The 14,299-nt window shown below is 43.3% G+C and carries 14 protein-coding genes; 11 read left to right on the top strand and 3 right to left on the bottom strand.

Going from position 1 to position 14,299, the window contains the following annotated elements; translation table 11 throughout:
* Positions 1 to 25: 25 nt before the first annotated feature.
* From MP3633_RS11500 to MP3633_RS11480, 5 genes are all read left to right on the top strand, one after another.
* Positions 26 to 1,099, top strand: coding sequence for an SIR2 family protein (locus MP3633_RS11500; protein WP_217909005.1), 1,074 nt, complete (start codon positions 26 to 28; stop codon positions 1,097 to 1,099).
* 9 nt (positions 1,100 to 1,108) lie between these two features.
* Positions 1,109 to 2,836 carry an ATP-binding protein gene (locus tag MP3633_RS11495; protein ID WP_176335650.1) on the top strand — a complete coding sequence of 576 codons (1,728 nt, stop codon included), beginning with the start codon at positions 1,109 to 1,111 and terminating at the stop codon, positions 2,834 to 2,836.
* 117 nt (positions 2,837 to 2,953) lie between these two features.
* The gene (locus MP3633_RS11490) at positions 2,954 to 3,676 is read left to right on the top strand and encodes a DUF4365 domain-containing protein (RefSeq protein ID WP_176335649.1); all 723 of its coding nucleotides are present in this window, start codon (positions 2,954 to 2,956) and stop codon (positions 3,674 to 3,676) included.
* Between the two features lie 104 nt (positions 3,677 to 3,780).
* Positions 3,781 to 4,038, top strand: coding sequence for a type II toxin-antitoxin system Phd/YefM family antitoxin (locus tag MP3633_RS11485; RefSeq protein ID WP_176335648.1), 258 nt, complete (start codon positions 3,781 to 3,783; stop codon positions 4,036 to 4,038).
* Positions 4,026 to 4,337 carry a type II toxin-antitoxin system RelE/ParE family toxin gene (locus MP3633_RS11480; RefSeq protein WP_176335647.1) on the top strand — a complete coding sequence of 104 codons (312 nt, stop codon included), beginning with the start codon at positions 4,026 to 4,028 and terminating at the stop codon, positions 4,335 to 4,337. Before MP3633_RS11485 ends, MP3633_RS11480 begins: the two co-directional genes overlap by 13 nt.
* A gap of 172 nt (positions 4,338 to 4,509) precedes the next feature.
* On the opposite strand, the gene MP3633_RS11475 is transcribed toward MP3633_RS11480, so the two are convergent.
* Positions 4,510 to 5,598, bottom strand: a complete 1,089-nt coding sequence (locus MP3633_RS11475; protein ID WP_244959614.1) for a DUF3549 family protein — start codon at positions 5,596 to 5,598, stop codon at positions 4,510 to 4,512.
* Positions 5,599 to 5,693: 95 nt separating this feature from the next.
* On the opposite strand from MP3633_RS11475, the gene MP3633_RS11470 reads away from it, so the two are divergent.
* The 5 genes from MP3633_RS11470 to can all read left to right on the top strand — a co-directional run bounded on the left by MP3633_RS11470 (position 5,694) and on the right by can (position 10,568).
* The gene (locus tag MP3633_RS11470) at positions 5,694 to 6,035 is read left to right on the top strand and encodes a YqcC family protein (RefSeq protein WP_176335646.1); all 342 of its coding nucleotides are present in this window, start codon (positions 5,694 to 5,696) and stop codon (positions 6,033 to 6,035) included.
* The gene (locus MP3633_RS11465; protein WP_176335645.1) at positions 6,032 to 6,895 is read left to right on the top strand and encodes a DUF1853 family protein; all 864 of its coding nucleotides are present in this window, start codon (positions 6,032 to 6,034) and stop codon (positions 6,893 to 6,895) included. Before MP3633_RS11470 ends, MP3633_RS11465 begins: the two co-directional genes overlap by 4 nt.
* Before the next feature lie 61 nt (positions 6,896 to 6,956).
* Positions 6,957 to 8,966 carry a putative bifunctional diguanylate cyclase/phosphodiesterase gene (locus MP3633_RS11460; RefSeq protein ID WP_176335644.1) on the top strand — a complete coding sequence of 670 codons (2,010 nt, stop codon included), beginning with the start codon at positions 6,957 to 6,959 and terminating at the stop codon, positions 8,964 to 8,966.
* Positions 8,967 to 9,086: 120 nt separating this feature from the next.
* Positions 9,087 to 9,929 (top strand): putative RNA methyltransferase, encoded by an 843-nt coding sequence (locus tag MP3633_RS11455; protein WP_176335643.1) that lies wholly within the window; start codon positions 9,087 to 9,089, stop codon positions 9,927 to 9,929.
* Between the two features lie 6 nt (positions 9,930 to 9,935).
* Complete coding sequence (can, locus tag MP3633_RS11450; RefSeq protein WP_112138067.1) at positions 9,936 to 10,568, top strand: carbonate dehydratase; 633 nt, start codon at positions 9,936 to 9,938, stop codon at positions 10,566 to 10,568.
* 84 nt (positions 10,569 to 10,652) lie between these two features.
* Here the strand turns inward: can and MP3633_RS11445 are convergent, their stop codons facing one another.
* Positions 10,653 to 11,606 carry a LysR family transcriptional regulator gene (locus MP3633_RS11445; protein ID WP_176335642.1) on the bottom strand — a complete coding sequence of 318 codons (954 nt, stop codon included), beginning with the start codon at positions 11,604 to 11,606 and terminating at the stop codon, positions 10,653 to 10,655.
* 92 nt (positions 11,607 to 11,698) lie between these two features.
* Positions 11,699 to 12,904, bottom strand: a complete 1,206-nt coding sequence (locus tag MP3633_RS11440; protein WP_176335641.1) for an AGE family epimerase/isomerase — start codon at positions 12,902 to 12,904, stop codon at positions 11,699 to 11,701.
* A gap of 175 nt (positions 12,905 to 13,079) precedes the next feature.
* Between MP3633_RS11440 and MP3633_RS11435 the strand changes: the two genes are divergently transcribed.
* Positions 13,080 to 14,279 (top strand): ROK family transcriptional regulator, encoded by a 1,200-nt coding sequence (locus tag MP3633_RS11435; protein WP_176335640.1) that lies wholly within the window; start codon positions 13,080 to 13,082, stop codon positions 14,277 to 14,279.
* Positions 14,280 to 14,299: the final 20 nt, after the last annotated feature.

The raw sequence follows: 14,299 nt of genomic DNA, 5'->3' as shown, positions 1-14,299 counted from the left end.
GTGAGCTCGGCGTTAGGGCGAGTAAGTGCTGCCGACAGCTGCACAGTTAACTCAAGGATGCAGAGGCAAAAATAGCGAGAATGATATGCCTGATTTGAACTACCAAAAACAAGCGCAGGAATTCTATGGAAAGGTACCTGTCATCATTATGGGCAGCGGTGCTTCGGCTGCGCACGGAATGTCAGGGATGGGGAGGCTTGCACAGCATCTCGTTGCGCACACCGACGTTTCCGATCTGTCAGTTACTGAGCTGGAGGTCTGGGAAAAGTTCTGCCAGCTTTTGTGCGACGGAGTAGACCTAGAATCCGCTCTACACCAAGTAGCAGCTTCTGAAGAGCTGACGTCGAGAATCGTTAAAGCCACTTGGACGTTAATTAATTCTGAAGATATAAAAATTTTTCAGAAGAGCCTTCAGAATAATGCGATGTTTTCATTGAGTCGCCTTCTTGAGCATATGTTCAGAAGTAGCCTCAAGAAAATAAATATTATCACTACAAATTATGATCGCTTGGCAGAGTATGCCTGCGATCAGAGGCGCATTCATCATTACACCGGGTTTACGCACGGCTTCTTTCGCCAACTTGCAGCCCCTACAGAAATCACCTCTGCGCGCAGGGTTAATATCTGGAAGGTCCATGGATCTTTGGATTGGTTCCAGTCCCCTCTGGAAGATACTGTTGCCCTCTCAAATATCCAAGAGATACCGGACAACTACCAACCGCAGATCGTGACCCCTGGCACCCAGAAATATCAAAAAACGCATCTGGAGCCATTTCGCTCCATTATTAATAATGCTGATCTAGCTATCAGTGAAGCTGGTTCTTACCTTTGTATTGGCTACGGCTTTAATGATGAGCATATTCAGCCGAAACTGATGGTGAAGTGCCTTAGGCAGAAGACTCCTGTAACCATTATCACTTATGCGCTTTCTGATTCAGCGAAAAGGCTTATTCTGGAAGGTAACGCGCAGAACTACTTGGCAATAGAACGAGGGGAAACAGACGATCAATCCATCGTTTATTCTTCTCTGGACAAGGCTCCAATTACAGTAGAAATGAATATCTGGAGTCTTGAAGGCTACTTGTCGTTAATCATATAGGAAGAAGGTATGCCGATTTTTAAATTTAAGGATGAAGAGGCGCTTGGGAAAGTTGCATCCGTCGATACTACAAATGTGATCGTAGAGGTGGAGAACATCGACCAACTAAAAAGGTTGCAGGTTAACCATCTCGCTGTTCTGCAAAGCAGCAGGCCCGGACAGCACCTCATCGGCCTCATTACCCAGGTGACCCGCAAGCGCGGCACTGAAGACATTATCAACGATGGTATTAGCGAGCAGACATCAGAACTAAATTTTTGTAAAATCGCCCTAATTGGCACGATGTTGGATCGCGACGGAGAAAGAGAAAACGTCTTCCGCCGCACTCTGGAAAGCGTCCCAGAAATTGACGCTAATTGCTTTTCGCTAGATGGCGAAAATCTTACCGGTTTTATGCGTACCCTCTCTAGTGTCTCAGCCGATGGAAATGCTCTGGTTCTTGGTAAATACACACTGGACGAGCACGCGGTTGCCTACCTCAATGGTAACAAGTTTTTCCAGCGCCATGCCTTCATCGGCGGTAGTACCGGATCAGGTAAATCCTGGACTACAGCTACAATCATTGAGCAAATGGCAGGGCTCCCTACAGCGAATGCCATTGTTTTGGACCTCCATGGCGAATACTCACCGTTGGTAGGTCAAGGCATTCAGCACTTCAAGGTGGCCGGGCCAGGAGATATTGAGGCAAAACGTACCATTGATGATGGTGTGCTTTACCTGCCTTACTGGCTGCTTTCGTATGAAGCACTCGTATCCATGTTTGTTGATCGGAGTGACCAGAATGCGCCTAACCAAGCCATGATCATGGCGCGTGAAATCAATCAGGCGAAGCAAAAATACCTGGAAGATAATGATCAGAAAGAAGTGCTAAAGCACTTCACTGTTGACAGCCCAGTTCCGTTTAATCTCGATTTCCTCATGGACGGGTTGAATGGTATCAACGTCGAGATGGTTCCCGGCGCTCGCGGTGAAAAACAAGGTGATTTCAACGGGAAGCTGTCTCGTATGATTTCACGGCTTGAGAATAAAATCTCTGATAGACGCCTCGGTTTTATGTTTAATGGCGGTGGAGACGTCCTGGATTTTTCCTGGCTTGAAAAATTCACGACCGCCGTGCTTGGCAGTGGTGAGGAAAACGGCAAAGCCGGTATCAAGATCATCAATTTTTCTGAGGTACCCTCAGACGTTCTTCCACTAATCGTTTCTCTTGTTGCTCGGGTTACGTTTTCCGTTCAACAGTGGACACCATCCGAACTGCGTCATCCGATAGCGCTTCTGTGTGACGAAGCGCATCTCTACATGCCCCAGCGAAACATGGCCGATTCTGCCGACGACATCTCGCTTGATATTTTCGAGCGCATCGCGAAGGAAGGCCGAAAATATGGCGTCAGCCTAGTGGTGATAAGTCAACGTCCCTCCGAAGTAAATAAGACGATGCTTAGCCAGTGCAGCAATTTTGTTTCCATGAGACTAACCAACGCCGAGGATCAGGGAGTTATCAAGCGTCTACTTCCAGACAGTCTTGGCGGGTTTAGCGACATTTTACCTACACTCGATACTGGTGAAGCGCTTGTTGTTGGTGATGCTAGTCTATTGCCAAGCCGGATCAGAATTGATGAACCAAAAAATAGGCCAAATAGTGGCACGGTTGATTTTTGGGATGAATGGCAGAAACCAGTCAAAGATAAGCGTTTATCAATTGCTGTTGATAACTGGCGTAAGCAGAACATTCAATAATATCGAATTTACTAAGCCATTAAGCCCTAACAAGCGCATGTTGTCGGACTGGGTTTCCGCTGCGCTCCAAACCAGCCGCAAATGCGGGCGTTAGCAGCCAAATAGTATGGAGCACTAATGAAGTACGGTAAAACGAATATAAATGGAGATGCTGGAGAGTATTTCCTAGCTTACAAATTTACAAAAATACTCGGTTGGCCATGTCGATTATACGGACAAGACTTAGGTGTAGATGCAGAAATTGAAGTACTAGATGATGATAGTATTTCCAACGGCGACATTATCAAAATACAAATAAAAGCTGTTGATTCCATCAAATCAACAAGTTCAGTTTCAGTATATGTAGATGACAGACATATTGAGTACTGGAAGAAATTTTGCCTTCCTGTAATCGTATGTTGTATTGATCTTTCTACTGAAAAAATTTATTGGAAGCAAGTCACTGCAACGGAGGCTTATGATACACAAGGTGAATCTAAAAAAGTTTCATTCTGTCTAGAGCATAATATTTTCGATGACTCCTCAAAAGAGGCATTCAGAAAGCTTGTTTCACCTGAAAAAGCTAATTCAATAGAGGGGCTATTTGTGAAAGCCAAAGAACTTACATTGCAATTGCCTCAGAATACTTCAAATTTTTATGATCATGAAACGATTAATCAAGTAGAAGATGTTTGTAATAATATAACTACTATTGTTTCTGAAATAGATGAAATTTTAAGAAGTTTTCCTTGGAAGATTAGTGCTTTTGCATTGAGAGAGCTAAATTGGATGCGCGATATGGTTAGAGTTACAAAGATTGATATCAGTAGATCTATCTGTGATCTAGCAAATGGCGGCTAACAAATGCAGGCAAGCGACGCGGAAAGCGCGCGCCTGGTACAAGCGTTAGTCCTTTTCAAATTGGAGTGATACTATAGTGATACATTTTAATCTGAGGTGTCACTATGAGAACCGAAGTTGTTACTACACTAAAGAGGCAGGCAACGAAGCTGCTTGCTGATTTGCGTGAGTCAAAAGAGCCTATTCTCATAACCGAGCATGGTCAGCCATCAGCCTATTTGCTTGATGTAGCTGATTACGAATTGATGCTGGAGCGGATGAAAATCTTGGAAGGTATCGCAAAAGGCGAGCAGTCCATCCGTGAAGGTCGAACAATGGATATGACGCAAGCCAAAGAGAAAATGAGTAAATGGCTCAAATAATCTGGACTGAGCCTGCATTAAATAATCTGAACGATATTGCTGAGTATATTGCAGTTAGTAACCCGTACGCGGCGAGGCAACTAGTAGAAAGGGTTTTTAGCAAGGTGCAGAGACTCGAACAATTTCCTGACTCAGGCAGAATCCCTGAAGAAATTTCGACTCTAAATTATCGAGAAGTTGTAGTGAATCCTTGCCGTATTTTCTACAAAGTGGATAACGATTCAATCTATATTCTTCACTTATTAAGGCAAGAAAGAGATTTACGAAAGTTTTTACTATCGACCGAAAATGAAAACTAACTAATCTGGACTTCCCAGACTTTACTAGACAAAAAATTAACTTAGATAATGTTTACGCAGTAGATTTTGCTGTGGCATAAGTTTCTATTTTCCATGAAAATCGGAGTCTGTAGCGCCTTCTTATTTAAGGCGCCCAAGACTCCAATCTATCTCATTTCAATTCCTTTCCCACTCACTGCACGGATGGCGGTGTCTCTGTGAATAAATAACTCACTGCTTGTGCCAGTTTCGGGCTGACGTGTCCGCTGCGCAGTAATGCCCATAGTGGTTGTTTTGCTTCTGGGTGCTGGCTGAGTTCTGCTGCAATTTGTTTAAAGGCGATGTAGCCGTCTTCGCGGTGGGCTAGTTTTTCCATGATGATACGAAGCAGTTGAGGGTTCTGAGCTAACCAGTGAGGGCATTTTGCGGCCAACGCGGCGATAGGGTGAAGATCGTCATCGTGACATTCTGCTAGGCTACCAAGTAAACCAAATAGCGGCAGTAATAGCGTGTCGTTTAAATCGGCTCTTGATAAGGCGCGCAAGTAACTTGCCTGCATCAATGCGTCTTGTTCTATTTGCAGTTGTTGTATCAGCGTATCTTGTAACGGGTTGGACAGTGTTTCGTGTTCTAGGGCATGACATAAGGCGCTGACAACCGGTTTGGCGGCTTGTTGGATCGCTTTTTGTATGAGTGCTTGGTATTTGTCTTCGTTTACTCTGGCGGCGAGTTCCGCAATGCCTTGAAGTCCTAGTGTCTGCCAGCTGTCGTCTTGTTTTGTTAAGTCTGACGATAGGTGTTTCACAACGTTATCAAAGTAGTTTGAAGGGGCTTTGTGTAAGTCTTTACCGAGTTTTGCATGAAGGCTTGCCATGCGCTCTTGGTCAGGTTTAAACGCATAAGGGCTGTCTTCAAATGCTTCAGATAATCCCGCTTCTTCGCCTTTGTGCAGTATTTTATCGACGATGCTTTTAATGAAGTGATCGCGTGTTCCTAGGTTTAGGCAGCCAGCTTCGTCTAGAGGCAATTTGAGAAACCAAATCACGCCTTGTTCTACGGTGTCTTCTTTTGTCGCATTTTTGCTTTTTAACAAGCAAGCTAACCAAGCATGTTGGCGAAATGGAAAAGGGTAGGCTTGCTGTTTACGATCAAATTGCACGGCTTGTTGGGGCGTTATTTTGCTAATGCTGCGGCCTAGGTCGTAGTAGGTTACATCGCAACCGACCATGTCGAATAAGTCTGAAAGAGATTCAATGTTGCTCATGATAAAGTATTGGCTCATGTTGCCGATAAGCGCTTTAGTGTGCCGTTATCGGTTTGATTTTATATGTGAGTTAAAGATACGTTATCTTACCGCTTTTTAAAGGGGAAATCAGGTTGAAAGAAGCCTTTTCTGCTCATCATGTTTTGGCCGACTTGTTGATAGATTTGCAAGTGGCGATGCAAGACTGTGGCGTTTGGGAATGTGAAGCGCCCACTCAAGCTGATATGCAAAGTAGTGAGCCTTTTTGTATTGATACGATGGCTTTTGAGCAATGGTTGAAGTTTGTGATGATTGAACGTTTTAAAACAATGCTGGAAATGGGCGCTGATTTACCTGCGAGTTGTTATATATCACCGATGGCTGAAGATGCTTTTAAGGATCGAGACGAAGGAAAAGTGATTCATATCGTGAACTGTTTGAATCGAATTGATCGGCATTTAAGTGGTAGTTTGTGATCTCGGATCAGGTTAAAAATCCGTATGTAAAAGACCTTTGCTGGTTGGTGGAGGGGCATTATATTGAGCAAGATTTTAACCTTGGGCCGCATTGGGTGGCAGACGTTAATGTAAGGCTGCTTGAATTAGATCGCGACCCCCGTGCGCTTGTTGCTGCTATCTCAGCCTGCAAGTCTCATTTTCTTGGCAGTTATTTTGAAAGTTTGTTTTCCTTCGCTATAGCGAATTTATCCGATTTAGTGATTTGTTTGGAGCATTTTCAAATAGAGAAAGATGGGCAAACGCTTGGCGAAGTAGACATGTTAGTTGAAACGCCAAATGGAGAACTCCATCAATTTGAAATTGCGATTAAGTTTTATTTAGAACGGCTCGATCTCTATCCTCATCATTGGATTGGACCTAACAAGAATGACAGTTTGCTGAAAAAGGTATCGAGAGCAAGAGAGCATCAGTTATTGATTTTACAGACACAAAAAGGGCGTGAGGCGATTAGTCATGTTGCAAAGAATCGAATACCGCATACAAATTTGTTGATATTTGGACGTTTATATTCTGCTTTGACCAGTCGTGAAAATATTGATCAGTGGCTCTCGCAAAATGAGCGTGGTGGCTGGATACGAGTGTCTGACCTTTTTTTACTGATGCCATATTTTTCTTATTTTTTAACCTTAGAAAAGCCTCATTGGATGGCGGCTCCAAATATTAATGATGATTTTTCTTTCTTTTCTCTGCAATCAACCTACAATCTTGTAAGCTATTTCCTACGTGATGATCGCCCTAAACATGTTTTTTTATGCCAGTCGCTTAATGAAACCAGTACGGAAAAACGTAGTGTGTTTATTGTCCCTGACTTATGGTGAGAGGTTAGACAGAATCTAATATCAAAATGCATCGAATATATTTTAGTAGTATTAAATATAAATGACCGATTTATCAAAATTACTCCAATGTAAAATGCCATTAGCTGCTTGGGTAATAGATGTAGAGCAATCAAGTGTTCCGTGGTGCAATGGCGCTGCAGAGGCTTTATTGGCAGACTCTTTAGGTGAAATTAAATCAGGTCAGCGAATGATAGGGGAAGCGCTAAAAGAGCGTATTTCTCTTTATCTAGACGGAGTAGAGGAAGGCAAGTCATTAACGTTTGACTGGCCCTTTATTTCCAAAGAAGGCATTCATTACAGTTGTACTGGATCCGTTATTTCTCTAGGTCAGAAGCGTAAAGGCTTATCGGTTGAAGCTCATCCGGTTATGACACCTCGTCTTTCTAGAGATGATCAAGACGTTGGTCTTTTGGCTCAATTTGAAACCCTGTCTTTTGCCATTTTTGACGAAAATGGTGTGTATTGTGATTCCAGTAAGTGTTTCAAAACGCATTTTGGCAACATAAATAATGTTCGAGAGCTGTTTGCTGCGACAGACGCGGCGGATAGCTTTATGAGTCGTTTTACTCAGCAAGAAAGCTTGTCACAAGAAATTATGCTTTCCACTCTTAGGGGTGTGCGTTGGCATAGAATTGAGGTTTCCCAGAATAAATCCACTCAAAAAATCTACCTACTTACTCATGATATCCAAGAAGATAGAGATCATGAAGTCGCTCTTTATCGTCTAAATAATTACGATTGCTTAACAAACTTACCTAATAGAAATTTATTATATCATCAGTTAGAAAATGCTTTAGTCAATGCGAGCAAGCGCCAGCGCGCGTTTGGCATTTTGTACTTAGATCTTGATGGTTTTAAGATTATTAACGATAATTTTGGTCATCGAGTGGGAGATGAGCTTATTCAGCGGGTTGCTGAGCGTATTAAAGGAAGCATTCCATCTGGTGCATGTTTGTATCGCTTGGGTGGCGATGAGTTTGTGGTGGTGCTGGAAAATATTGATTCTATTGAAGATCTAGAAAACATTGCAAAAAATATTATGCAAAATGCCAGTAATACGTACCCCGTTGCGAAAATGGAAATGATGATTACGGCAAGTATCGGTATTGCTAGTTACCCTCAGCATGCAAATGACGTCGACAACTTGCTAAAGAATGCGGATGCCGCCATGTATCGTGCAAAATCCACTGCGCACAATATGTATTTTGTGTATGAAAACAAGATGGCGGATAACATCAATGCCCACCTTACGCTAGGTGGAGGACTACGAAAGGCAATAGAAGAAGAGCAGTTTGTTCTTCATTATCAACCAAAAATACGTCTTCCTGATGAATCGGTTGTTGGTGCCGAAGCGCTAATACGATGGTCTCACCCTGAGCTTGGCATGATCAGCCCAGATCAGTTTATTCCTTTGGCAGAAGAGAGTGGTTTGATTATTCCTCTGGGTGAATGGGTTATTTGCAGAGCGTGTCGTCAGTTGCAAGAGTGGAGAGAAGCGGGTTATCGTCCGATTAAGCTGTCTGTTAATTTATCCAGCAGACAATTTATGCAAGCAGATTTAGTCGATATGGTTCAGCGCATATTAGAAGAAACTGGTGTGGATCCTAAGTATTTTGAACTTGAGTTAACAGAAAGCATGTTGATGGCTGATGCTCAACAATCGATTGAAAAGCTGCATGGTTTTCGTAAATTAGGCTTAACCTTGTCCATTGATGATTTTGGTACGGGCTACTCATCGCTTGCGTATTTGAAGAAATTTCCAATACAAACATTAAAAATCGATCGGTCTTTTATTCATGATTTAGGATTGGATTGCGACAACGATGCTATCGTTAAAGCAACGGTTGCGATGGCGAATAGTTTGAACCTGAAAGTGATCGCCGAAGGGGTAGAAAATCGCACGCAAGTTGATATATTGAACAGTTACAAGTGCCAAGAAGTGCAAGGTTACTTGTTTTCCAAACCTTTAAACAGTGTAGATTTTGCCTTGTATATGGACATTCATGGTTTTTACAATGTAAGTGTTGCAGTAGAGAATGATTCTGTATGACCATAGCGTTATAATACTCATGATCTGCATGTTCTTGTTTTTGGACATTTTTATATTGTGCTTGTCATTAGTAGGTTATCCTACAGCATCAAGTGAAAATTAATAAACTATGGATACCTTGTGTCGACGCTCGAAAACCTTTCTTGTCCGATAGATGCTGCACCGCTAAGCCGTGTTGAACGAAGCTTAAAGTGTGAACATGGGCATACCTATGATCTAGCAAAAACCGGTTACGTGAACCTTCTTCCGGTGCAAAATAAACGTTCTAAAGACCCTGGTGATAGCAAAGAGATGGTGGCCGCACGGCAAACTTTCTTAAATCAGCAGCACTATTTTCCTATTGTTAAAACAATTTTATCCTCTTGGCCGAAAGGTGATTTGTTTCATGGCGTTCGTATCCTCGATGCAGGATGTGGAGAGGGCTATTATCTTAATGAAATTGGCAAAGCCTTACTTGATCAAGATATTAGTATGGAACGCACTGGTTTAGATATTTCTAAGTGGGCTATTACCGCGGCGAGTAAGCGTGACAAAGGCGTGAGTTGGTTAGTGGGAAGTAACGCCAGCTTACCTGTGCCAAGTGAACGCTTTGATGCCATCTTGTGCTTATTTGGCTTTCCTGTTTTTAGTGAATTTTCGCGGGTACTGAGCGAAACAGGTTTGCTTCTGCTGGTGGAGTCTGGACCTGATCATCTTATCGAGCTACGGGAAATACTTTACCCCTCTATTCATGATTACAAGCAAACTTTTTCTGAGGGAGTAGAGGGTTTCGAATTGGTGTTGGAGAAGGCTGAGACTTATGTTTTTACACTGAATTCTCAAACAGAAATCGAACAATTATTAAGTATGACGCCTCATATCCATAAGGCGTCATACGACGGTCGAGAAGCCGTTAAACAACTTAACTCTATCAACCTTACCGCAGATATTAAATTCCGCTGGTATCGAAAAAAATTGGGATAGTAGATTATGTCTAATAACTTAGATGAACTTTTTAGTAAAAATAGAGAGTGGGCGGCTAAGGTTACCAAAGAAGACCCTGATTTTTTTTCTACGTTATCAAGGCAGCAAATGCCAGAATACCTTTGGATTGGCTGTGCTGATAGCCGTGTTCCTGCGAACCAAATAGTAGATCTTTTACCAGGTGAAGTATTTGTCCACCGTAATATCGCGAATGTTGTCGTACATACCGACTTAAATTGCTTGTCTGTGATTCAATTTGCTGTCGATGTGCTGAAAGTTAAGCATATTATGGTGGTGGGTCATTATGGCTGTGGTGGAATCAAGGCGGCGATGGGCACAGAAGAACACGGTATGATCGACAATTGGTTGCGCCATATAAAAGACGTTTACCGCCTCCACAGAAAAGAAATTGATGCGATAGAAGATGAGCAGGTTCGATTTGATCGTATGTGTGAATTAAATGTGGTGGAGCAAGTGGCTAACGTATGTCAAAGCAGCATTGTTCAAAACGCATGGCGTATCGGACAAGAACTGCATGTTCACGGTTGGTGTTACAGCTTAGGCAATGGTCACATTAAAGACTTAGAGGTGACCGTTTCTAGTGCAGAAGAGTCCGCTGAAAGCCTGAATAACATGTAGAGAGGCGCTTGTTAGATACTCGTTATTAAAAACAAAAAAACGAACCGAGAGTTCGTTTTTTTGATTCTGGACTATGCAGTTGGACTACAAATTGTTGTTTTCAGCAATTGTTTTCGCACACCCTGCAATGGTTGAGCGTATCCAAATATGCCCCGGATCATGCTGTAACAAAGGGCTCCATAACATTTTTAATTCCACTGGTGGAATGTCGAATGGCGGCGGTAATACCACCACGCGGTTGTTGTCTTTCATCAATCGCGTCGCCAGTGATGGCAGTGTGGCGATTAAGCCAAGTTGCTCTGTCGCTCTCATGGCAACGTTATAGTTTCTGGTGAATAAACGAATATTACGCTTGAAACCTAAATCCGCCAGAGAGCCGTCTACCCAACCTAATTTTTGCACTTCTTCGGGCTGGATGCCAACACCAACACCAAAACCGGTTTTGCTTACCCATACATGACGAGAAGCCAAGTACGTTTCTAAAGAAAAGTTTTTTGCAATGTCTGAATCGGCAGGCACCAAGCAGGAAAAATGATCAACCCAAACAGACTTTTGATGGAAGGACTGCGGCAGAGTCTCGAATCGATTGATGACCAAATCGACTTTGCCTTTTTCTACATCATGAAAGCTCACATCACTTGGATTCATGACATCCAGTATGACGTTTGGTGCTTCATCTTGAAGTTTCTTCATAAGCGGTGGGATCAGGGTCGCTTCGGCGTAGTCACTGGCCATGATGCGAAATACTCGAGAGCTTGATTCTGCTTCAAAGCTTTGTCCAAGGTGAAGCACTTCATCTACCGATTGTAAGATGCTTTGTACGCGCGGTTGTAGCTGAATGGCCAAAGCAGTAGGCATCATGCCATCGCTGGTTCTTACTAATAATGGGTCATGAAATAGGTCTCTTAAACGACGTAATCCGTTACTCATGGCTGGCTGAGTGATACCAAGTTGATTGGCGGCGTGGGTAACGTTTTGCTCCCGTAATAAGGAGTCTAAATAACGAAGTAAATTAAGATCTATTTTGTCTAACTGCATAAAGGAAGAGGCCCGTGTCCACTAACGTAGGGCCTGCATCATACTTCATTTTGTATATGAATAGAATGATCTCAGTTTATTGAGTAAGAAGATCAAGCCGATTTAGAAAGTTGCTCTATGACTTCATAGCAAGCGCCCATGGTGTGATAGTCCGTTTTTCCAGCAGGGCTTTTGCAGTCGTCAAAGGCTTGGTTGTCTTGAGTTAAAATACGAAACCAAGCACCGTATTGATGATCAACCATGTGTGACCAGCTGTATTGCCAAAGTTGTTGATATTTGTCCCAATAGTGCTGTTCTTTGGTCGTTATTGCTAACATAGCCGCTGCAGCGAAGGATTCTGCTTGTACCCAAAAATATTTATCACCGTCACAAATGTGGCCTTTAGGGTCGTAACCGTAACAAAGTCCACCATTGGTTTCGTCCCAAGATTTATCCCATGTGGTGTCGAATAGTTTTTTTGCAGTTGGGATTAGCCATTCGAGCGGTGAGCGCTGGTGAATTAAAAGTAACAGTTTTGCCCATTCCGTCTGATGGCCTGGTTGGAATCCCCAAGGGCGAAATAAATGTTTTGGGTCTGCGAGATTGTAGTTCCAGTCGACCTGCCAATCCGTGGTGTAGTGTTCCCAAATCTCACCACCCGCTAGAGCGGCTTGGCGTAAGCAAATATTGCTAGCGAGTAAAGTGGCCCGTTCAAGATAATGGGGTGCTTGTGTTGCATCATAGGCGGCAAGAAGTGCTTCACAGCTGTGCATATTGGCATTTTGCCCGCGGTAGTCTGAAACGGTTTGCCAATCGCTGGAAATTTCATCTTTGTATAAGTCAAACTCAGCATCCCAGAAATGCAACTCCATTAGATCGAAGGTTTCTTTAATCCAAGGTTTGGCTTCTTCTACGCCAGCTTTATAAGCGGTGGCGTAAGCGAGCAGGACAAAGGCAAGCCCGTAGCAGTGATTGGTCTCATCTAGGTTTTGATCTTTGTTTAGTAACCAAACATAACCGCCATTGTTACGAAGATGGCGTTCTCTCAAATAGCGCAATCCATGACGAGTTGCTTCTAGGTAGGCTTGCTTGTTTTCTGTGTGTTGCTCTTCTGCTTGATACGCTTTTGCATAATTGAAAATGAAGCGCGTGCTGCTAACAAGGTGACGAGTATCGGTGTCGTAAATGTCGCCGTTGTCTTTGAAGAATTGAAAGAATCCACCGTCAAGATCAATGCAGTTTGGGTGATAAAACGCCATAGTAGACTGAATATGGCTGTTTAAAAAATTGGCAGATTGAAACGCTGGAAAAGTGGGCATAATGTCGTCCTTTGTGGGCGGCTTTGCTGTTTAAGGCAAAGAGCCTGTTTATTTTTGCTAGCGAGATCGGTATTTTGTGAGCGCTAACTCATCTTAATGAGTTATATTATTAAATCAATTAGATTTATTAAATATCAGTCGTTAGTTTACGAGCTTAAATATGAGGGTGAGTTGTATGAAATCGTCAGGTAGTACCTCTGAACAAAGCCGTGTTTATAATGAACGGATTATTCTCCACTTGGTTCGGCAACACCCAGAAATTTCTCGGGTGAGTATTGCTGAGCGCACAGGGTTGAGTACACAGACTATTTCGGTGATTACTTCTTCTTTACTTGAACGGCAGTTACTTACTATTGTGGGTAAGGTGACCGGTCGTCGCGGACAGCCCTCCATTAAGCTGAGTATTAATGAGAGCGGCGCTTATGGACTGGGTATCAATGTTGACCGGGATCATATCAGCGCGGCGCTGCTGGATTTTAGTGGCGCCTGTGTTTTGTTATTAGAACGAGAGGTGTCTTTTCCCTCTGAGGAACTGGCTAAAAAAATCGCCCAAGACCTTATCGAAGAAGTGAAAGCAACACTGGGAGCAAGTTGGAGTAAGGTTCAAGGCATAGGCCTCGCTAGACCTGATTATATGGACTCTTGGTTGGATACATTGGTCACCGACTCAGATCAAAGAGCCAATCTTGACGGGCTAAAAGCCGCATTAAAATATTGGCAGTCAGATGCTTTTGAATCATGGTTAGCGGAATTAACCGGTGTAAGCTGCTTCTGTGAAAACGACGCGGTGGCGGCGGCAACCAGTGAGTTGCTGCTTGCATCAGGTTCGCCTAAAAGACACTTCTTTTATCTTTTTGTCAGTACTGCTTGTGGTGGTAGTTTGGTGGCTAATGGTGAATGCTATTTTGGCGCGCATGGTAAAGCGGGCAGTTTTGGTTTAATTCCAACGGCGACTGGCAAACATGGTAAATGGATTCTTGAAGCGTTGTCCCTGTCCTCATTACGTCGATTTCTAATGGCAAATCAAGTCGTGTGGCCTGACAATGAAGGTTGGCATGATGATCAGTACGCAGGGCTTATAAATCAGTGGGCGGCCGAAGTGGCATTAGAAGTCACGCCGGCGCTGGCTTCCGTCATTGCGTTATACGATCCTGAAGCGGTTCTCATAGGTGGGCGTTTGCCCGCGCCTGTTTTAGCGGCTTTAATTGACCGTCTTGAAAGTACCTTGGCGTCCCATAGTATGCTGCCTCTTCCTGAGATCCGTGTTGCTCAAACTGGCTATACCGCAGGGGTGTTAGGGGCGGCTGTATTACCGCTATATGAGACGTTTGCACCACAGCAAAATTTATTATTATTGAGTTCAAAAGAGAAATAATGCGTTCCGAATTATTCGGT

It is taken from the genome of Marinomonas primoryensis, from assembly GCF_013372285.1.
Taxonomy (GTDB): Bacteria; Pseudomonadota; Gammaproteobacteria; order Pseudomonadales; family Marinomonadaceae; genus Marinomonas; species Marinomonas primoryensis.
This window is presented reverse-complemented; position numbering and strand designations above follow the sequence as displayed.